Raw genomic sequence first — 20,413 nt, 5'->3', positions numbered from 1 at the left:
GGTAGCACCACGGTTGATAAGCTTTCGTTAATCACCTTGCACGGAGAAGCCCGCCAGGCAGGGACTTTCGGCCGTCGAATGTGCTGGCTTAATCAAGGGTTCACCGCGCTTTGCTACCGGCTACACCACTGGATAGGTGAGATGCATCTGCTGTTCGCCACATCGATCGTGCCCGACGGCGCTCTCGCCTCGGGCTACGAGATCGCCAACGCTGCGATCATCGCTGCCTTGCGGCGCGCTGGCGCGCGCGTAACCGTCATTGGTTTCACCTGGCCGGGGAAACCCGCGGCCGACCCCGAAAACACCGTGGTGCTGGGTGCCATAGACGTGCGCACGGACAATGCCTCCGCGCGGCAAAAGCTGGCCTGGGTCGGCAAGGCGCTGCTTTCGGGTCTCACCTTCGCGTCGGTCAAGCTGCGCGCCGTGTCCGACAGCGATGTTCTCGCTGCCATCGAGCGCGCTGGACCGGTTGATGGCTATGTCTTGAATTCGGTGCAGTTCGCCGGCGCCTTCGAAAAGCTGTTCACTGGGCGGCCTTCGATCTTCGTTGCCCACAATGTCGAGCATCTTTCGGCGCGGGAGAATGCCGCTGCCGCCGGCAGCCTCTTCCAGCGCCTGCTGTTTCGCCGCGAGGCAAGGCTGCTCAAGGCCGTCGAAGAGCGTCTCTGCCGCCGGGCGCGCTTCGTCTTCACCCTGGCCGAGGAAGACCGCGCCGCTCTCGGTGTCGCCTCCGACAACCGCTCGGCGGTGCTGCCGCTGGTGACCGGTGCCCAGGCGCCAACCCTGAAAGACCCGCGCCGCACCGACTGCGACGCCGCCCTGATCGGCACCTGGACCTGGCAGCCGAACCGCATCGGCCTCGACTGGTTCCTGGGCAAGGTCGTGCCGCATCTGCGGCCCGATTTCCGCATCCGCATCGCCGGCCACATGCCTTCGGGCGTCGCGTCCAAGCATCCCGGTGTTGAATTTGTCGGCCGCGTGCCCGACGCGCAGGCTTTCGTGCGCGGTGCTGCCGTCATTCCGCTGATCAGCACCGCCGGCAGCGGCGTCCAGTTGAAGACAATCGAAACCTTCGAGCTCGGCCTGCCTTCCGTCGCCACCAGCCGTTCGCTGCGCGGCATCGACCACCGTCCCGCCAATTGCTTCGTCACCGACGATCCCGTTGCCTTCGCCAGGGCTCTCGAGGCTGCGGCGGCCGACATCCGCGACGTTGACGGCAGCGCGTTCCGGGGCTCGCAGGTCAAGGCGCTTGACGCTGCCATCCGGCTCGGCCTCGAAAAGCTCGCACCCGTCAGGCAGGAGGCGTTTGCATGAACATGCATTCCGCCCGCGCCGCGTTCGGGCTCGACAAGCTGAAGACGATCCTTGGCATCCCGGTGGTTGCGGTCCGCTGGAACGATGCCATCGCCCTGCTGAACCGGTTGATTGCCGAGCGGCGCTTCACCAAGGTCAGTTTCCTCAACGCCCACAACGCCAACATCGCCTATACTGATCCGGTCTTCGCCCAGGCACTCGATGATTTCCTCATCCTGCCCGACGGCATCGGTATCGATCTGGCGGCGAGACTCCTCTACGGGGCGCCGTTTCCCGACAATCTGAATGGTACCGATTTCGTTCCGGCCTTCCTGCAGGCCTCGACGACGCCGCTGACCGTCGGGCTGCTCGGCGCGACGCGCGTCAATGCCGAAGCGGCGTCGGTCAAGCTGGCCGCATTGGCGGTGCAGCACCGGTTCGTGGTGATCCATGACGGCTATTTCCCCGCTTCGCAGGAGCAGGAAATCGTCGACCGGATTGCCGCGCTTCGGCCCGACGTGCTGCTCGTCGCCATGGGCGTGCCGCGTCAGGAATTGTGGATCGAACGCCATATCGACGCGCGCCATTGCACGCTTCCGATCGCCGTCGGCGCATTGCTTGATTTCCTGAGCGGCGCGGTGCCCCGCGCGCCCTTGTGGATGCGCCGGCTGCGGCTCGAATGGCTGTTCCGGTTGGCTGTCGAGCCGGGCCGCCTGTGGCGCCGCTATGTGGTCGGCAACCCGCTGTTCCTGCAGCGCGTCGTCAGGCAGAAATTCTCGCGTACACCCGAAGCCGCGAGGGATATCAAGTGAACAGCAGGTTCGTTCCAGGTGCCGCTGTCGAGCCAAGCCCGCTGCGGCAGACGCCGACGGCGGCAATCGTGACGGCAAGCTACGCGCCCGACTTCGAGCGCTGCCGCCTGCTGTGCGAGACACTTGATCGCCACGTTGCCGGCGCGGCGCACCATTACATCCTGGTCGAGCATCGCGACGTCAGGCTGTTTCGCCAATTGGAAACCGGCCGCCGCACGGTCGTCGACGAGCGTGAATTGCTGCCGCGCTGGCTGCACGCCTTCGACGATCCGCTCAGCCTGTTTCGCCGGCGCGTCTGGCTCAGCCTGAAGACCCAGCCCCTGCGCGGCTGGCATGTGCAGCAATTGCGTCGCATCGCCATCTCGGCGCATGCCGGGGAAGACGTGCTCATCTTCTGCGATTCCGATGTTGCCTTCCTGAAACCTTTCGACTGCGGCGCCTTCTGGCGCGACGGCAAGGTGCGGCTGTTCCGCCGCGACGGCGTGCTGGCGGACGAAGGTCATGAGGAGCATCGCATCTGGTCGCGCAATGCGGGCTCGGCACTCGGCATCGACCCGTCCCGGACGTCGATCCATGACTATATCTCGACGCTGATCGCGTGGCGGCGCGACACCGTGCTGGCCATGTGCGGCGAGATCGAGAAGGTCCATGGCCGCGACTGGGTCGAGGTCGTCGGCTCGGCGCGCAAGTTCTCCGAATGCATGATCTACGGCCGCTATGTCGACGATCTGCTGGACGGTGCCGGCCACTTCCACGGTTCCGAAGAGTTCTGCCGCGTCCACTGGACCGGCGAAGCGCTTTCGGATGACGAGTTCCGCCGCTTCGTTGCCGCCATGGCGCCGGAGCAGGTGGCGATCGGCATGCAATCCTTCATCGGCACTGATATCGGCCGCATCCGTCGCCTGATTGGCTTAACTAGATAGCCTTCGCCGGCTTGCGCATCGCCGAATAGGTGAGCAGCGTCGAGGCGAGATACAGAAGCAGGAACACGACATTGAGCGACAGCACCAGGTTAGGCGTGTCGAGGATGGTCGTCAGCACATAGGTCAGCAACAGCGCCTTCAGCGCGGCGAGCAGGCCGAGATTGAGCGCCCGCACCAGCGTCTGGCCGCGTGCGAACAAAAGCTCGGCCTGGTATTCGACCAGATTGCGCAGTCCCGGCACGCAGATCGCAAGCACCACCAGCGGGGCAGCCTCGGCGACATTCTTGCCGAGCGCATTGGGGAAGAAATGCAGCACGATGCCGAGCGTCAGCAGCGCTGCCGTGGAGACCGCGAACACACCGCCTTCGATGCCGCTCTTGACCGCCAGCCGTGACAACAGTTCCGGCGTGCGCATCATGCGCTGCACCAGCATCATCGAGAAGGTGCGGATCGGAATCGCCGTCAGGTCTACCAGGCGCATGATGATGGCGTAGATGCCAGCCAGATGCGGGCCGCCGATCGCCAGCACCAGCAGCTTGTCGAACTCCATCTGCAGGTAGAACAGCACTTCGGCGCCGGCCACATAGATGGAATCGGCCAATCGCCGAAGATACAGCGGGACGCGCAGCCGCAGCCTCTGGCGCGGGTAGAAGAAGCCGAAGGCAATCAGCAGCGAGGCGGCATTGGCGCCGATATAGAACCAGGACCATATCCAGACGCTGTGTTGTGCTGAGAACATGAACAGCACTGCGCCGAGCGCCCGCAACGCGGTCGCCAGGATGGCCAGCAGCGCGGCGCGGCCGAATTTGCCCAGGCCGTTGTTGACGATCAGCGCCACTTCCACCGGCCGCCACAACAGCGCTTCGGCAAAGACGATTGCCGCAAACACCGACAGCGGCACGGTGTCGGCGAAGAAAAGCAGATAGACGCCGAACGAGGCCGCGGCCAGCAGCGGCAACGACAGCACGCCGAGCAGCAGGAAGCCGGCGGAAAAGGTGCCGATCAGATTGGGACGGATGGTGGCGGTGCGGTAGAGCGCCGAGATGAACCCGAAGGCGAGGATGCGCGACAGCATGACACCGGCCGCCGATGCGGTGGCGAACATGCCGAACTCGGAAATGGACAGCGTGTTGGCCAGCGCGATGAAATAGGCCAGCGAAAACACCAGTCGCCCGCCGGCGCCGCTGATCGCCGAAAAATAGTCGCGAAGCAGCCCCCGTCGTTCGGCCAAAAAGCTGCCGATCCGGGCGAGGGGCCGCCTTTGCGGTATGTCACTGGCCTGCGTCATGTCTCAAGGAGAGCCTAGGCCGGAAAACTTAACGTGCCGTTCTGGAGCCTGAGCCTGTGTCGAAAATAGATGCAACCGAAGCGAGAAACCGACGCTTCGGCGCGGGAAAATTAACCTTTTGTTTTCCATGCCTGTTTAGCGTGGCTTAACGAATGGCCAATCGCCGTTTGCAGGTCGCCAAGGGTAAAGTTCCAGACGATGGTCGACAGGGAAAACCGCGAAGACTGGAAGCGCGAGCGCTCATTGCTGGCGCTTGGCCAGGCTGTGCGTGGCGACGAACCCGACGCGTCCCTGGTCTCGATCGGCGACCGGGCAGACCCGTCATGGCGCGAGGATGCCGCCACGCGTCATCGCCTCGCCCGCTCGCAGCGCGAGGCGCGCAACCCGAAACTGTCGGATCCGGTCGCGGCCGAGGGGGATCGTGAGCAGGCTTCATCGCCGCACCGCGCGCAGACCACGCCACGGACACAAATTGGTGCCGACGAAACCGCTGGCGCCCGTCGCGCCGATCGTGCATCGGAACCTTACGCTGCAGGCGACGCGTCGTTATCCCGAAACGACGGCACGGACAGTCAGCAGTGGAAGCCGCTGATCGATCCGATGCAGGTCGTGCGTGGTGTCGGCAAGTCGAAGCTGCTGATCGTGACGACGACACTACTGGGCGCTGCGCTCGGCGTCACCATAGCGCTGTCGACGCCGAAGAAATATGAGGCCACCACCGAACTGATCGTCGACCCGCGCGACCTGAAGCTAACCGATCGCGACCTCACCCAGTCGGTCGTCGCTTCCGATGCCACGCTGGCCATCGTCGAGAACCAGGTTCGGGTGCTGACCTCAGGCACCGTTCTCAACAAGGTCGTCGACAAGCTCAATCTGGTCAACGATCCGGAATTCAATGGGCAAGGCGGCGGCGGCCTCAGCGTCATGTCGCTCATCCGCTCCGTCCTGTCGCGCAATGACGGGCCGGCGGGTGTCGACGACACCCGCCGCCGTGCACTTGCTGTCGGCAATCTGGCCGAGAGCCTTTCGGTCGAACGCGGCGGCAAGACCTTCGTCATCACCGTCAGCGCCACCACGCAGAATGGCGAGAAATCCGCCCTCATCGCCAACACGATGACGGATGTCTTCCTGCAGACTTTCGGCCAGATACAGTCGGACACCGCAGGCCGCGCCACCGACGAACTGACGGCCCGGCTTGACGAGCTGCGCAAGGGGGTCGAGGCGGCCGAGCGCAAGGTCGAGGATTTCAGGGCCACCCATGACCTCGTCGACGCGCAGGGCCACCTCATCAGCGACGACGAAATGCTGAAACTCAACGAGCAGCTGTCGGTCGCGCGCGCCCGGACCCTGGAACTCAATGCCCGGGCGGCCTCGGCGCGTTCGGTCGACGTCAACTCGGTCCTCACCGGTACCTTGCCGGAGGAGATCAACTCCAACACGATGAGCGATCTGCGTTCGCAATATGCGTCGCTCAAGCAGGAGGCTGACCGCGCTGCTATCCGGTTCGGCCCGCGTCACCCCGAACTCCAGGCGCTCAATGCCCAGATTGCCGGCGCACGCGACCGCATCGCCTCGGAGCTGCGTCGCATCGGCTCGTCGCTGCAGGTCGACCTCAAGCGCGCCGTCCAGCTCGAACAGGATCTCGCCTCTCGCCTGGCGCAGCTGAAGGTCCGCAGCGGCGACGTCAACAGCGACCTCGTGTCGATGCGCGAACTGGAGCGCGAGGCCACCGCCAAGCGTTCCGTCTACGAACAGTATCTGCTGCGCGCCAAGGAGACCGGCGAGCAGAAGGACATCAACACAGCCAACATCAATGTGATCTCGAAGGCCTTCGCGCCACTCGAGCCGAACGGGCCGTCGCGGGTCGTGGTCGCGCTCGCCGGCCTGTTGCTGGGTTTCGCCTCCGGCATTGGCCTCGGAGCCATGCGTGGCGCCTACGAGAGCCTGCGTGACACCGCCAATTCGCGATCGCGCCGCGACCATGGTACGGACGAACGCCGGACGCCTTACGAAGACAAGGCATATCGGGCAGCGCCGCCGCCGGCGCCGCCACAACTACCTGCGCCGCAACCGTCGGCACCCCCGCCTGCGCCGCCACCGCCGGCCGCGCCACCGCCTGTCCAGCAAGCCGAGGTCTCGCCGGCCGAAGGTCCCGGCCGGATCGGTGCCTTGCTGTCGAGGCTGCACAAGTCCATCTCCCGCAGGCCATCCCGGGAGGAGCCGTTCGATAACGTCGAATGGGCCTCTGCCGAAAACGGGAGGCCAATGCAGGATCCGGCATACTCTGCTTATCCCCAGTCGGCGCCGGCCTTCGAGCCTCGGCAGGCGGCCGCGACAGCATACCCGTCGCCGCCTTTCCAGCCCGGCGGCCATCCGCAGCAGGCGGCGCCGCCGCCACTGCCGCCTCCCATGGTGACGCAGCGGCCATATTCCGGGCCGCAGCTCTATCCCTACGCGCAGCCATTGGGCTACGCGCAGCAGCCGGGCTATCCCTATCCGCAATCAATGCCGGCCACCAATGCCGGGCAGCAGTCCGATCCGGCTCAGCCTGCTTCCGAGTCCTACCCACAGCCGCCCCTCCCGCAGCAGCAGGCGCCTCAGCCTCATCAGCGATCGGCGGAGCCGTCGCGGGCCGTGGAGGATGCCGAGCAGCAAGCGCCGATCGAGGAAATCCGCGCCAGCCTGCGCGAATTCCGCGAAGCGGTTCGCGAACTGACCGAGAGCCGCGCGCGCCGCCGCTACTTCTGAGCCACAAAAATCTGCGCGGTGCCGTACAAAAACATGCCGGTTTCGCGTAAACGGCATGGGACGGCGCTTTGGCGGGATTGCATGTTGGAATTTTCGTGAAAATGCCACGCTGTGAAAGATCGAAAAGCGCGTCGCTTTCGGAAGCGACGCGCTTGGGCATTCTGGTGTTGAGGGTAGTCCATGGCCGAAGTGATTGATGGCAAGAGCGTTGCCGGGGACGTTGTGGGGGCGGTCAAGACCCTGACGGCCGAGCTTGTCGCGAAAGGCAAGGCCAAGCCCGGTCTTGCCGTGGTTATCGTCGGCGAGGATCCGGCCAGCCAGGTCTATGTCGCGTCCAAGTCGCGCACCGCCAAGGAATGCGGCTTTCATTCCGTCCAGCACACGCTGCCGGCCGAAACCTCGGAACCGGCATTGCTGAAGATCATCGGCGACCTCAACGCCGATCCGGCCATCAACGGCATCCTGGTGCAGCTTCCGCTGCCGGGCCATATCGACGCCGGCAAGATCATCCAGACCATCGCGCCGGAAAAGGATGTCGACGGCTTCCATTTCATCAATGTAGGCAAGCTCGGCACCGGTGAACTCGAGACTGCCTTCGTGCCTTGCACGCCGGCCGGTTCGATGCTCCTGATCGAGCGGGTGCGCGGCAAGGATTTGTCCGGGCTCAATGCCGTCGTCGTCGGCCGCTCCAACATCGTCGGCAAGCCGATGGCCAACCTCCTGCTTGCCGCCAACTGCACCGTGACCATCGCGCACAGCCGTACCAGGGATTTGCCGGCACTTGCCCGCACCGCCGACATTCTTGTCGCGGCCGTCGGTCGGCCGGAGATGATCAGGGGTGATTGGGTGAAGCCCGGCGCGACCGTCATCGATGTCGGCATCAACCGCATTCCGGCGCCGGAAAAGGGCGAGGGCAAGTCGCGCCTCGTCGGCGATGTCGCCTATGCCGAAGCGGCCGAGGCCGCCGGCGCCATCACGCCGGTGCCCGGTGGTGTCGGGCCGATGACCATTGCCATGCTGATGGCCAATACGTTAGCCTCTGCCTACCTTGCGGCCGGATTGAAACGGCCGTCCTTCTGACCCGCCAGAAAGCCGCAGCTTTGCCGAACCCAACTATTCCCTTGGAACGGCCGGTCATGACTGACCCCGTTCAAGGCGGCCGGCAGTTCGCTTTCCTGCTGGTAGACAAGTTCTCCATGTTCTCGCTGGCCGCCGCGATCGATACGTTCCGGTCGGCGAACCGGTTGCTCGGCCGCGACTTCTACGGCTGGACCACGGTGTCGGCCGATGGCGATCCGGTGATGGCTTCCAATGGCCTGCCGCTCAAGATCGACTATGCCGTGGCCGACCTGCCGCCGGTCGATATCCTTTTCGTCTCGGTCGGGCTGACAACGGAATTCCCCGGCAAGAGCAAGGTGCTGGCGGCTTTGCGTAGCTGGGGCCGGCGCGGCAATGCGCTGGGTGCCCTGTCGGTCGGCTCCTACCTGCTGGCCGAGGCCGGCCAGCTCGAAGGCTATCGCTGCACGATCCATTGGGAAAACCGTGCCGGCTTCGTCGAACGCTTCCCCGACATCAACTGCACCGGCAACGTCTTCGAGATCGACCGCAAGCGCTACACCTGTGCCGGCGGCACCACTTCGATCGACCTGATGCTGGAGATCGTGCGCGGCGATTTCGGCTCGAACCTCGCCAATGGCGTCGCCAACCAGTTCCAGCACGAACGCATCCGCTCGGCCGGCGACCGCCAGCGCGTCGGGCCGGAACGCGACCTGACCGGCAAGTCGGAGAAGCTCAGGCGTATCGTCGAACTGATGGCCGACCACCTCGACGAGCCGCTGTCGGCGGTACAGCTGGCCAAATCCGCCGGCCTTTCGGTGCGCCAGGTCGAGCGCCTGTTCCTGCGCCATCTCAGCGTCACGCCCGGCCGTTACTATATGCGGCTGCGGCTGGAGCGGGCGCGCGAACTGCTGCGCCAGACCAACATGCCGATCCTCGACGTGGCGATCGCGACAGGCTTCACCTCGCATTCCTACTTCGCCCAGAGCTATCGGCTGCAATTCGGCAGGCCGCCCTCGGAAGAGCGCCGCACGACTTACTGAGCGGGTTTCGTTTTCGTTGAAAAGTGCGGCATTCGGCCCCGGCGCATCGGGCCAGGGCCATGAATTCGGGTTAATGGGTTCTTTCGGAGCCTTCGCCGCGCGTAGGCTGACGGGTGCATCAAACGAAAAAACCCGTCTATTGCGGCGGGCCACCGGCGCAAATCAGCACCATAGCCAAATATGTACCTTAGCTGAGGGCATGGTGTCAAGAAAAAATTCCTATTACCGGCGAAAAAGGCTGCCGACACCGCCGAACTGGCTGTCGCCAGTATTTTTGTTAAGCTGGGTCCGCAGCCCTACGCACCGGGCGCCCGGACTTGTGTCCCGGCGCCGCGTCAAATAGCTTGCCGCCCGGATCAGGGGCGGATTTAGGAGATTTCGATGGCGGGACTTGCACGGGGCGTCGCTGCGGCGATCCTCCTTTTGTCGATGACGACGTTCGGCTTCGCCGCAAACAAGGTCATCATCATTCTCGATGCGTCCGGCTCGATGTGGGCGCAGATCGACGGCAAGCCCAAGCTCGAAATCGCCCGAGAGTCGCTTCGAACCGTGCTTCAATCGGTCCCCACCGACGACGACATCGGCTTCATGGCCTACGGCCACCGTGAAAAGGGCAGCTGCGACGACATCCAGCTGATCGTGCCGCCGCAGGCAGGTTCGGGCAGCGCCATTTCGGCCGCCGCCGACAGCCTGAAATTCCTCGGCAAGACGCCGCTGACGGCGGCGGTCAAACAGGCGGCCGAGGCGCTGAAATACACCGAGGACAAGGCGACGGTCGTGCTCATCACCGACGGGCTCGAAACTTGCGGCGGCGACCCCTGCGCGCTTGGCAAGGAGCTCGAGGCATCCGGCGTCGACTTCACCGCCGATGTCGTCGGCTTCGGCCTCACTGCTGACGAGGGCAAGCAGATCGCCTGCCTCGCCGACAACACCGGCGGCAAATACATCCAAGCCTCCGACGAGAAGGCGCTGCAGGAGGCGCTTGCCGAGACCGTGGCGGCGCCGGTGCCGGAACCGGCACCCGCTCCGGCACCGGAGCCAGCGCCCGCACCGGAGCTGGCCAAACCGGACTTCAATTTCCAGCCGATAGCAGTGCTTGCCGAGGGCGGCGATCCCGTCACCGACGGCAACGCCTGGGAAATCTACAAGGCGAAACCCGACGGTACGCGCGGCGACTACGTCAGCACCGAATACGGCGCCTACAAGGCCAATCTGGAACCGGGCGACTATATCGTCGTGGCCAGTGACGGCCAGGCGAAGACCGAGCAGAAGGTCAAGATCGAGGCAGGCCAGGTCTACAAGCCTCTCTTCAACTTGAATGCCGGCACGCTCATCATCCATCCGCGACCGAGCGAGGGGGCGGATGTCGTCGATGGCGCGGCTGTCGTCATCGACTATCCTGGTGCCGACATGCCCGCCACCTTCTATGGAACCACGAAAGCCGTGTTGCCGGCCGGCGACGAGAAGGTGACTGTCACGATCGGGCAGGGCGTGGCTACCGAGACGATTCCGCTGGCTGCCGGCAAGACCGTGGAAAAGGACATGATTGCCGGTGTCGGCCATGTCGTTGCCAATGCTTATTATGCTGCCGGCGGCGACAAGGCGGACGGTTCGGGCATCGGCTTCAAGGTCACGAAGGCGAAAACGAAGATCGACGGAACCAGGGACGAGGTGACCTACGCCTTTGGGCCCGACAGCAAGTTCGATCTGCCGCCCGGAGACTATGTGTTGATTGCGACGGTTGATCTCGCCGTCGTCGAGCAGCCGTTCACTGTCAAGGTGGGCGAATCTCAGAATCTGAAGGTCGCAATGAATGCCGGCGTGCTGGCGATCACCGCGCCCGGAGCCTCGAAGATCGAGATTTTCGAGGCCAAGAAGGACATCAACGGCAACCGCAAGTCGCTTGGCTATGCATTCGACCAGAAGTACCAGGCAGCGATCCCGGCGGGCGACTATGCCGTCGTCTCGGAGAAATCCGACAGCAGTTCCAAAGAAGGCAACGTGACGGTCAAGGCCGGCGAGCGGGCCGAGCTAACCGTGCAATAGAATCGCAGGCACGACCGCAAGAGGGCGGCCATGTGCCGCCCTTTTTCATGAACTACGCAGAACTGCCGTCAAGCCGTGCCGAAGGCGCTGGCGCCATGATCGGCGCGGCCGACCAGTTGCCGAAAGCCGGCAAACAGCTCGCGGCCGAAACCGAACTCGTTGCCGATGAGATCGGCATCCGCCGTCCGGCGCAGCGCGAAGTCGCCGGCCGGCACCAGCACTTCGAGTGTGCCGGCGTCGGCGTCGAGCCGGATGATGTCGCCTTCGTGGATCCTGGCGATAGGGCCCTCCTCGACGGCCTCCGGCGTCACATGGATCGCCGCCGGCACCTTGCCGGAGGCGCCAGACATGCGCCCGTCGGTGACCAGCGCCACGCGCTGGCCGCGATCCTGCAGGATGCCGAGCACCGTGGTCAGCTTGTGCAGTTCCGGCATGCCATTGGCCTTCGGCCCCTGGAAGCGGATGACGGCGATGAAATCGCCGGTCAGCGTGCCCGCCTTGAACGCATCGTTCAGCCCTTGCTGGCTGTCGAAGACCCTGGCCGGTGCCTCGATGATACGGCGCTCCGGCTTCACCGCGGAAGTCTTGATGACGGCGTGGCCGAGATTGCCTGACAGCACCTTCAGGCCGCCGGTCGCCTGGAATGCCTTGTTGAACGGCGCCAGCACCTTTTCGTCGCCGCTTGCCTTCGGCGAGGCCTCGCGCACCACGCCTCCGTCGGCGCCGAGCTTTGCCTCGACCGCATAGGGCCTCAGGCCTTCGCCCCATATCGTCTGCACATCCTCATGCAGGATGCCTTCATCGAGCAACTCGCGGATCAGGAAGCCGAGCCCGCCGGCGGCGTGGAAATGATTCACGTCGGCAAGGCCGTTTGGATAGACACGCGCCAGCAGCGGCACGGCCTCCGAAAGATCGGAAATATCCTGCCAGGTGATGGCGATGCCGGCCGCCGCCGCCATGGCGATCAGGTGGATGGTGTGATTGGTCGAGCCGCCGGTGGCGTGCAGGCCGACGACGCCGTTGACGATCGAGCGCTCGTCGATCATCCGGCCGACCGGCGTATAGGCATTGCCGAGCGCGGTGATCGCCAGCGCCCGCTTCGTCGCCTCGCGGGTCAGCGCTTCGCGCAGCGGCGTGCCCGGATTGACGAAGGAAGCGCCCGGCGTGTGCAGGCCCATGATCTCCATCAGCATCTGGTTGGAATTCGCCGTGCCGTAGAAGGTGCAGGTGCCCGGGCCATGGTAGGATTTGGACTCGGCCTCCAGCAGTTCGGCGCGTCCTGCCTTGCCCTCGGCATAGAGCTGGCGGACCTTGGCCTTTTCATCGTTGGGCAGACCTGATGTCATCGGTCCGGCCGGAATGAACACCGCCGGCAGATGGCCGAAGGTCAATGCGGCGATCACCAACCCCGGCACGATCTTGTCGCAGACGCCGAGATAGACGGCGGCGTCGAACATGTTGTGCGACAGGCCGATCGCGGCGGCCATGGCGATGACATCGCGCGAAAACAGCGACAACTCCATGCCGGGCTGGCCCTGGGTGACGCCGTCGCACATCGCCGGCACGCCGCCTGCCACCTGGGCGATGCCGCCGGCTTCGCGGGCTGCATCCTTGATCAGCGCGGGGAAGGTCTCGAACGGCTGATGCGCCGACAGCATGTCGTTGTAGGAGGTGATGATGCCGAGGTTCGGCACCTTGTCGGCGCCAAGCGCGAGCTTTTCCGAGGGGCTGCACACCGCAAAGCCGTGGGCGAGATTGCCGCACGACAGCACGGCCCGGTTGGCGGTGCGGTTCGACGCCTCGGCGATGCGGCCGAGATAACGCTCGCGGCCCGGCTTTGAGCGCTGGCGGATGCGTTCGGTGATGGCTTCGATGTCGCGTCTGGCGGTCATGGCGGTCGGTCCTTTCAGGCGAGGTCCCGGAAACATCCTCCCGCCGTTTGCCGGGACCAGAGTGAATCGAGATTCAGGGGGCCCAGAAAACCTCTACGGGCTTATGTGCTGCGTCGAGCACGGCACGGATTGGTTTTCGCGGCCCGGGGGCGACCGCGCCGTCGAAGGCGACACGCTTGTCCTCACCCTCTATGTGCAGCGCGATGAAGCCGGCTTCGACGATGCGTGCCAGCGACAGGGTCAGCCGCGGCTCGCCCGCACTTGCCGCATGAACGGGCAGCACGATCCTGTCGGAGGACAGGTCGAGCAGCGTTGCCAGATCGTCGGCATCGGGAAAGAACGAGGCGGTGTGGCCGTCCGGCCCCATGCCGAGCACGACGACATCGAGCGGCCAGGGCAAGGACCGGAGCGCTGCATCGTCGGACGAGGCCGCGTCCTCGATGCTGGTGGCTTCGTGATAAAGCGGCACGAAACGAGCCGCCTTGGCCGCGTTCTGCAACAGATTGGCGGCCACCAGCCCGGCATTGGAGCGTGGCGAGGAGGCCGGCACGAAACGCTCGTCGACCAGCGTCACGATCACCTTGTCCCAGGCGATGGGTATCGCTGAAAGGGCGGCGAAGAATTTTGCCGGCGTGGTGCCGCCGGAGACGGCGAGCAACCCCGTGCCGCGCTCGGCGATCGCCTTGGTCAGTCTGCCTGCAACATGGCCTGCAAGGGCTGCCGCCAGTTCCTGGCGCGAAGTGAAGCCGTTCCAGCTATAGGCGGCGCTGTTCAATTGCTCTCGTGCCATGTCCGCCCGTCACGTTCGATCAGCGCTATCGAGGCCGATGGGCCCCAGGTGCCCGCCGTGTAGCCCTGCGCCTCCTGCCTGGCACTTTCCCAGGCATTCTGGATCGGGTCGATCCATTTCCACGCCGCCTCGACTTCGTCACGGCGCATGAACAGCGTCTGGTTGCCACGGATGACGTCCATGATCAGCCGTTCGTAGGCGTCCGGGGCGCGGCCGTCGAAGGACTGCGCGAAACTCATGTCGAGCGAGATCTGGCGCAGCCGCATGCCGCCCGGACCCGGATCCTTGATCATGATGAACTGCTTGACGCCTTCGTCAGGCTGCAGCCGGATGACCAACTGGTTGGCGAAGATCGGTCCGGCGCTGTCGCCGAAGATCGAATGCGGGATCGGCTTGAATTCGATGACGATTTCCGAAACCCGCGTCGCCAGCCGTTTGCCGGTGCGGAGATAGAACGGAACGCCCGCCCAGCGCCAATTGCCGATTTCGGCCTTGATGGCGACGAAGGTTTCGGTGTTGCTGTCCTTGCCGAGTTCCTCGACATAGCCTTTCACCGGTCCGCCGGCCGAAGCCCCGGCGCGATACTGCCCGCGCACCGTGTGCTTCGGCGCCTCGTTGCCGTTGATGCGCTTCAGTGCCCGCAGCACCTTCAGCTTTTCGTCGCGCACGGCGTCGGCATCCATCGACGACGGCGCTTCCATGGCGACGAGGCACAGCAGCTGCAGCATATGGTTCTGCACCATGTCGCGCAGCGCGCCGGCCTTGTCGTAATAGGTGACGCGGTCCTCCAGGCCGACGGTCTCGGCCACGGTGATCTGGACATGGTCGATATGGGCCGAATTCCACAACGGCTCGTAGAGCGCGTTGGCGAAGCGCAGCGCCATCAGGTTCTGCACCGTCTCCTTGCCGAGATAATGGTCGATGCGGAAGATCTGGCTTTCGTGGAAGTCGTCCCCGACCAGGTCGTTGAGCTTGCGTGCCGAATCGAGATCGCGGCCGATCGGCTTTTCCAGCACGATGCGCGAGTTCGGCGTGATCAGATTGTGCTCTTTCAGCTTGTGCGAGATGTCACCGAACAGCGCCGGCGCCACCGCCAGGTAGAAGGCCCGGATGCGGTCGCTGTCGCCGATTGCCTTCTTGAGCTTGTCGAAGCCGGCGCCGCTCGTCGCATCGGCGGAGACGTAGGACAGCCGCGCCAGGAAAGTCTTCAGTTCCTTGGCGTCGATGTCGGCCGGTTTGACGTGCTCGGAGATCGCCTGTTTGGCGAAGGCCTGGAATTCTTCGTCGCTCATTTTCGAGCGTGAGGTGCCGATGATGCGTGTCGGCTCCGAAAACTGATGGTCGCGCTGGCGATAATAGAGCGACGGCAGAAGCTTGCGCTCCGACAGATCGCCGGTGCCGCCGAAAATGATGAAGTCGAAAGGCTCGACGGGGATGATCTGGCTGGTCATGGTCTGTCCGCTTTGACGCCGGTCGCTGTGACGCGGCTGATATAATCTAATCGATTTAAATTTTCCAGTGCCATGGTGTCACATCTGGGTGTATCCGCCTGCCCCTTGACAGTCCGATGACCCGGAGGCTTGTCGACAGGCGCGGCTCCGGAAGCCTTCGCAGTTGCAGCATAGAGCGGGATCGACGCGAAAGCCAAAGGAGAAATCGGCGATGGCCCCACATCTTCGACCAATCCGGTCAGAAGCGGTGGCCTCGCGCGGATGTGCGCCGTTGGCATACCGGTCGATAGGCGCCAATCATGAGCGGGAAAAGCATGCGTCTGGAAAACAAGGTTGCCGTCATCACCGGTGCTGCGTCGGGTTTTGGCGAGGGCATCGCCAGGCGCTTTGCGCAGGAGGGCGCCAGGGTCGTTGTCGCCGATCTCAACGCCAGGGGTGCGGAGCGCGTCGCCGGCGAGATCGGTGAAGCGGCGATCTGGACCCAGACCGATGTCTCGCTGCGCTCCGAATTCGACGAGATGATCTATGCCGCCAAAAGCGCCTTCGGCCGCATCGACATCATGGTCAACAATGCCGGCTACACCCATCGCAACGGCGACATGCTCAATGTCGACGAGGAGACCTTCGACCTGATAACATCAGTCAACATGAAGGCGATCTATCACGCGGCACTGGCCGTGGTGCCGATCATGGAGCGGCAGGGCGGCGGCGTCATCCTGACCACGGCCTCCACCGCGGGTCTGCGGCCGCGCCCTGGCCTCACCTGGTACAATGCGTCGAAAGGCTGGGCGATCACCGCCACCAAATCGATGGCGGTGGAACTGGCGCCGAAGAACATCCGCGTCAACTGCCTCTGCCCGGTTGCCGGCGAGACCGGCATGCTGGAGAAATTCATGGGCGCTGACACGCCCGAGATCCGCGAGAAGTTCCGCGCATCGATCCCGCTCGGCCGGCTTTCGACGCCGCTCGACATCGCCAATGCCGCACTCTGGCTGGCCTCGGACGAAGCCGCCTTCATCACCGGCGTGGCGCTGGAGGTCGACGGCGGCCGCTGCATTTGAAAGTGCCAGGCGTCACGCGCCGGTCTTGATGTAACTCTTGTAGATCCAGCCGGTCTTGCCGTTGTAGGTGATCTGGCACCATTGCTTGCAGCTCATCACCTGCACCGAGGTTTTGGCTGGCACCGTACCGATTGCGGCGGCATTTTTCTTCGGGCCGCTTCGCATGGTCACGGCCCTCAGGATGCGCCCTGTTCCGGCGGCGGCTTTCCGTGGCTTCGCCTTGGCCTGGCTGTCATCGCCTTCCGCCGCCGGCACTTGCGGTTGCACTGCGGGAATGGCGGCAGTTTGTGCGCCGTCGGGATGGTTGCCCGCGGCTGCGCTGGGCGCGGCTACCTTGGCAAGTTCGGTGGCGGCATCGCTATCGGCTGCCGGCTGTGCGAATGCCGCCGCTTGCTTGTCCGCGGCCTTGGGAGCAGTCGAATCGGACGCGGATGCGTCCTTCGGCTGGGAACCGGTCCAGCGCGGGTCATTGGCGGCGAGTGCGGGTATGTTGGCCTGCGCGGCCGCCACGGTTGTTGGAACCGCGTCGGACTTGTGGGCCTGCGGCGCGGCTGCCGCGGCGACCGCGGCCCCAACCGGGGTTATTTTCGTTGTCTTCACCGGAACCGTTGGAATGGTCTGTTCGGGGCTCGCTGCCGCCTGCCTGTCGCTGGCCGGCAATGCCAGCCACAGCGCCACGGCGGCGACGCCAAGCAGCGCGGCTGTGCCGATCGCGGCGATCACCAGATGCGAGTTCGAACGGACTTCCTGCCAGAAGGACGGCCGCATGTCGTATCCGAACTGCATGGCAAAGCGCCGACGTTCCGGCGTACCGAAACTGAAGGGCTCTCTCACTCTTGCCACCTCCATAAGCGGGCCGACGTTCTATCGGTCGGTGCCGGAAGTCCGGCGTCTGATCCGCATAGGTCCCAAAAACAACGCGGGCAGGCCCGCAACAATCCCCGAACAATCGCCCAGAACCGGCAGCTTTCGCCTGCGATTGTGGCATCAGTACGCCATTATAGGGGATTCTGCGCCTTTGCGGGAAATTGCGCAATGCGTCGCACGGGCAACAAATGTTACAATGAATATTACAATATTACATCAGGACGGTCGGCTAGATCCTGTCGCGCAGCGCAAACCAGTTGAGCGCCAGGAACAGCAGCGGCGTGCGGAAACGCCGGCCGCCAGGGAAAGGCGGGATTTTCAGATCCTCGATCAGCTTCAGCCGGTCGCGGTTGCCGGCAACCATTTCGGCATAGAGCTTGCCGAAGAAGTTGGACAGCATGACGCCGTGGCCGGAATAGCCGCCGGCCGAGATGACATTGGGCATCACTTCGCGCACGAAAGGCTTTCTCGGCACGGTGATGCCGACATAGCCGCCCCAGCCATGCGTGATCTCGACATCCCCGAGCGCCGGATAGAGTTCCGCGATCTGGCGGCGGATGTGGATGTGGATATCCTTTGGATCGTTGACGCCGTAAACCTCGCGTCCGCCAAACAGCAGCCGCCCGTCCTTCGATCTGCGGAAATAGCGCACGACGAAGCGGGAATCGTCGACCGCCTCGCCGCCCGGCAAAACGTTCGAGTCCGCTCCTAGAGGCACCGTCGCGCCGATGAACGAACCGATCGGCATGATGTGCGCGGCACTCACCGGCTCGAGCGTGCCGCCATAGGCGTTGACCGCTATCAGGCATTTCTGCGCCGTCACCGTGCCTCTCGGTGTCGAAACCTTGACCTTGCCGCCAGTGGAAATGATGCCGGTCGACGACGTCCCCTCGAACAGCTGCGCGCCTGCAAGCGCTGCCACCCGCGCCGTACCGGTCAACAGCTTCATCGGATGGATGTGGCCGGTGCCGGTGTCGCGCGTGCCGCCGAAATAGGCGGTCGAGCCCAACCGCTCCGCCGTCTCCCTGGCATCCATGAACGAGATATGCGGGTAGGAAAAACGGCTCGCCATGATCTCGGCATGCGCCTTGTAGTCGTCGACATAGCGCGCCTTGTGCGCAACCGAGAGCTGGCCCGGCATGTAGTCGATATCGATCTGGTTGGCGGCAGTGAATTCGAGGAGATGCGCCTTGGCCTCTTCGGCAAGATCAAACAGCGCCTTGGCGCGGGCCAAGCCATACTCGGATTCCAGGTCCTCGGCCCAGGCGCGCTGGCCGGTGCCGAGCTGCCCGCCATTGCGCCCGGAGGCGCCATCGCCGAAGCGGTACGCGTCGATCAGCACGACATTGGTGCCCGCCTTGGCCAGATGCGCCGCCGCCGACAGGCCGGTAAAGCCGCCGCCGATGATGACGACGTCGCACGTGCGGTCGCCATCCAGCGCCGGGTATTCAGGTCTCGGACCGGCCGTGTCCTCGTACCAGGAACGGCCGGGGGAAATCGGGGATTGGTAAGGCATGATGCGGTGAAGACTCAGAGATTTTGGAGGGGGGAAAGCGAATAGCGAGTAGGGAGTAGCGAATAGGGAAAGCGGCCGATATTGCTTCTATTCGCTATTCGCTATTCGCTATTCGCTATTCGCTATTCCCCTACACATTCAGCAACAAATACTCCCGCTCCCACGGGCTGATCACTTCCATGAAGGTCTCGAATTCCGCCCGCTTGATCGCCGCATAGGTGGCGGCGAAGGACTTGCCCAGATGCGCGCAGAGTTCCTCGTCGCCCTCGAACAGGTCGACGGCTTCGAGCAGGCCGCGCGGCAGGTCGATTTCGTCGGCATTGGCTGTGGTCAGCACGGGAGGCTCGGCTTTGATCTTGTTGGTGATGCCGATCAGCCCGCAGGCAAGCGATGCCGCCAGCGCCAGATAGGGGTTGGCATCGGAGGACGGGATGCGGTTTTCGACGCGCCGTGCCGCCGGATCCGAGCGTGGCACGCGAAACGCCGTGGTGCGGTTGTCATAGCCCCATTTGTTGTTGACCGGCGCCGACGCCGCCTGTGTCAGCCGGCGGTAGGAATTGACATAGGGCGCGAACATCACCAGCGCGTTCGGCACATGCTTCTGCATGCCGCCGATAAAGTGGAAAAAATCGTCGGTTTCCGATCCGTCGGCGGCCGAAAAGATGTTCTGTCCGGTCTTCTTGTCGATGATCGACTGATGGATGTGCATGGCGGAGCCAGGCTGTCCCTGGATCGGCTTGGCCATGAAGGTGGCGTAGATCTCGTGCTTGAGCGCCGCCTCGCGAATGGTGCGCTTGAACATGAACACCTGGTCGGCCAGTTCGATCGGGTCGCCATGGCGCAGATTGATCTCCAGCTGACCAGCGCCTTCCTCGTGGATCAGCGTGTCGATCTCCAGGCCCTGGCTTTCGGAGAAATGGTAGATGTCGTCGATCAGCTCGTCGAATTCGTTGACGCCGGCGATCGAATAGCCGGCGCCGCCGCCGATCGCGCGTCCCGACCGGCCAACAGGCGGGGTCAGCGGATAGTCCGGATCGGGATTCTTGCGCACCAGGTAGAACTCGATCTCGGGCGCCACCACGGGCTTCAGGCCGAGCTTGTCATAGGCGGCCACCACACGCTTCAACACATTGCGCGGCGTGAACTCGACCGAGCGTCCGTCCTGGTGGACGAGGTCGCAGATGACCGCTGCCGTCGGGTCTTCTTCCCAAGGCACCACCGTCAGCGTCGACAGGTCGGGCATCAGTTTTAGGTCGCCGTCGTCTTCCGGATAATGGAAGCCATTGCCATCCTCGGGGTAGCCGCCGGAAATCGTCGTCATGAACACAGCCGAAGGCAGCGCCAGCGAGGTGTTGGAGGTGAATTTCTTCGATGGCATCATCTTGCCACGGGCGACGCCTGCCTGATCGGGCGTGATGCACTCGATGTCCTCGATGCCGCGCCACTCCAGCCAGGCGCTAACTTCCTTCCAGTTCTTGACGCCCCGTTGGTTTTTCACGAAGGCAGGCGTGCGGGCGCGTCCTCCGCGGCTCGACGGACGGACTTCCTTTTTTGCAGGCGGCATCATTCACCAGATTGGGTTGCGGATTGTGGAGTATAGCCGTGCCCTCCTATGGAAGGGAAGGGG

Annotated in this window: 15 protein-coding genes; 8 read left to right on the top strand and 7 right to left on the bottom strand. The window is 64.1% G+C overall.

The genetic code is table 11. From position 1 onward, the window contains the following. Positions 1-141: 141 nt before the first annotated feature. Genes MESCI2_RS0105770 through MESCI2_RS0105760 form a run of 3 tightly spaced genes read left to right on the top strand, consistent with a single transcriptional unit; the run spans position 142 to position 3,028 of the window. Positions 142-1,314, top strand: a complete 1,173-nt coding sequence (locus MESCI2_RS0105770; protein WP_027035732.1) for a glycosyltransferase family 4 protein — start codon at positions 142-144, stop codon at positions 1,312-1,314. After that, positions 1,311-2,105, top strand: coding sequence for a WecB/TagA/CpsF family glycosyltransferase (locus MESCI2_RS0105765; RefSeq protein WP_027035731.1), 795 nt, complete (start codon positions 1,311-1,313; stop codon positions 2,103-2,105). Before MESCI2_RS0105770 ends, MESCI2_RS0105765 begins: the two co-directional genes overlap by 4 nt. Next, complete coding sequence (locus MESCI2_RS0105760) at positions 2,102-3,028, top strand: DUF6492 family protein (RefSeq protein ID WP_027035730.1); 927 nt, start codon at positions 2,102-2,104, stop codon at positions 3,026-3,028. The genes MESCI2_RS0105765 and MESCI2_RS0105760 overlap by 4 nt, the downstream gene beginning before the upstream one ends. Here the strand turns inward: MESCI2_RS0105760 and MESCI2_RS0105755 are convergent. Continuing rightward, positions 3,021-4,316 carry a lipopolysaccharide biosynthesis protein gene (locus MESCI2_RS0105755; RefSeq protein ID WP_027035729.1) on the bottom strand — a complete coding sequence of 432 codons (1,296 nt, stop codon included), beginning with the start codon at positions 4,314-4,316 and terminating at the stop codon, positions 3,021-3,023. The genes MESCI2_RS0105760 and MESCI2_RS0105755 overlap by 8 nt on opposite strands. 198 nt (positions 4,317-4,514) lie before the next feature. Here MESCI2_RS0105755 and MESCI2_RS0105750 point away from each other — a divergent pair, with 198 nt between their 5' ends. The 4 genes from MESCI2_RS0105750 to MESCI2_RS0105735 all read left to right on the top strand — a co-directional run bounded on the left by MESCI2_RS0105750 (position 4,515) and on the right by MESCI2_RS0105735 (position 11,209). Beyond that, the gene (locus MESCI2_RS0105750) at positions 4,515-7,064 is read left to right on the top strand and encodes a GumC family protein (protein WP_027035728.1); all 2,550 of its coding nucleotides are present in this window, start codon (positions 4,515-4,517) and stop codon (positions 7,062-7,064) included. 180 nt (positions 7,065-7,244) lie between these two features. Next, the gene (folD, locus tag MESCI2_RS0105745) at positions 7,245-8,144 is read left to right on the top strand and encodes a bifunctional methylenetetrahydrofolate dehydrogenase/methenyltetrahydrofolate cyclohydrolase FolD (protein WP_027035727.1); all 900 of its coding nucleotides are present in this window, start codon (positions 7,245-7,247) and stop codon (positions 8,142-8,144) included. 56 nt (positions 8,145-8,200) lie between these two features. Continuing rightward, entirely contained in the window at positions 8,201-9,163 is a 963-nt protein-coding gene (locus tag MESCI2_RS0105740) for a GlxA family transcriptional regulator (RefSeq protein WP_013530232.1), read from the top strand. A 381-nt stretch (positions 9,164-9,544) separates the two neighbouring features. Further along, on the top strand, positions 9,545-11,209 hold the full coding sequence (locus tag MESCI2_RS0105735; protein WP_027035726.1) for a vWA domain-containing protein: 1,665 nt from the start codon (positions 9,545-9,547) through the stop codon (positions 11,207-11,209). 68 nt (positions 11,210-11,277) lie between these two features. On the opposite strand, the gene edd is transcribed toward MESCI2_RS0105735, so the two are convergent. The 3 genes from edd to zwf form a co-directional block, all read right to left on the bottom strand. After that, positions 11,278-13,101 (bottom strand): phosphogluconate dehydratase, encoded by a 1,824-nt coding sequence (gene edd, locus MESCI2_RS0105730; RefSeq protein ID WP_027035725.1) that lies wholly within the window; start codon positions 13,099-13,101, stop codon positions 11,278-11,280. Positions 13,102-13,174: 73 nt separating this feature from the next. Then, entirely contained in the window at positions 13,175-13,891 is a 717-nt protein-coding gene (pgl, locus tag MESCI2_RS0105725) for a 6-phosphogluconolactonase (RefSeq protein ID WP_027035724.1), read from the bottom strand. Then, positions 13,873-15,342: a glucose-6-phosphate dehydrogenase gene (zwf, locus tag MESCI2_RS0105720; RefSeq protein ID WP_027035723.1), complete on the bottom strand. Its 1,470-nt coding sequence runs from the start codon at positions 15,340-15,342 to the stop codon at positions 13,873-13,875. Before zwf ends, pgl begins: the two co-directional genes overlap by 19 nt. Before the next feature lie 314 nt (positions 15,343-15,656). Between zwf and MESCI2_RS0105715 the strand changes: the two genes are divergently transcribed. Further along, complete coding sequence (locus tag MESCI2_RS0105715; protein ID WP_027035722.1) at positions 15,657-16,403, top strand: SDR family oxidoreductase; 747 nt, start codon at positions 15,657-15,659, stop codon at positions 16,401-16,403. Between the two features lie 12 nt (positions 16,404-16,415). Here MESCI2_RS0105715 and MESCI2_RS0105710 read toward each other — a convergent pair whose 3' ends face one another. From MESCI2_RS0105710 to MESCI2_RS0105700, 3 genes are all read right to left on the bottom strand, one after another. Continuing rightward, on the bottom strand, positions 16,416-17,237 hold the full coding sequence (locus MESCI2_RS0105710; RefSeq protein ID WP_027035721.1) for an SH3 domain-containing protein: 822 nt from the start codon (positions 17,235-17,237) through the stop codon (positions 16,416-16,418). A gap of 262 nt (positions 17,238-17,499) precedes the next feature. Then, a complete protein-coding gene (locus tag MESCI2_RS0105705; protein ID WP_027035720.1) occupies positions 17,500-18,786 on the bottom strand; it encodes an NAD(P)/FAD-dependent oxidoreductase in 1,287 nt (428 codons plus the stop codon). Between the two features lie 130 nt (positions 18,787-18,916). Next, on the bottom strand, positions 18,917-20,353 hold the full coding sequence (locus tag MESCI2_RS0105700; RefSeq protein ID WP_027035719.1) for a glutamine synthetase family protein: 1,437 nt from the start codon (positions 20,351-20,353) through the stop codon (positions 18,917-18,919). Positions 20,354-20,413: the final 60 nt, after the last annotated feature.

This window comes from Mesorhizobium ciceri WSM4083, assembly GCF_000519305.1.
In the GTDB taxonomy this organism is placed as follows: Bacteria; Pseudomonadota; Alphaproteobacteria; order Rhizobiales; family Rhizobiaceae; genus Mesorhizobium; species Mesorhizobium ciceri_B.
The sequence above is the reverse complement of the archived record's forward strand: the minus strand, read 5'-3'. Positions and strand labels throughout refer to the sequence as shown.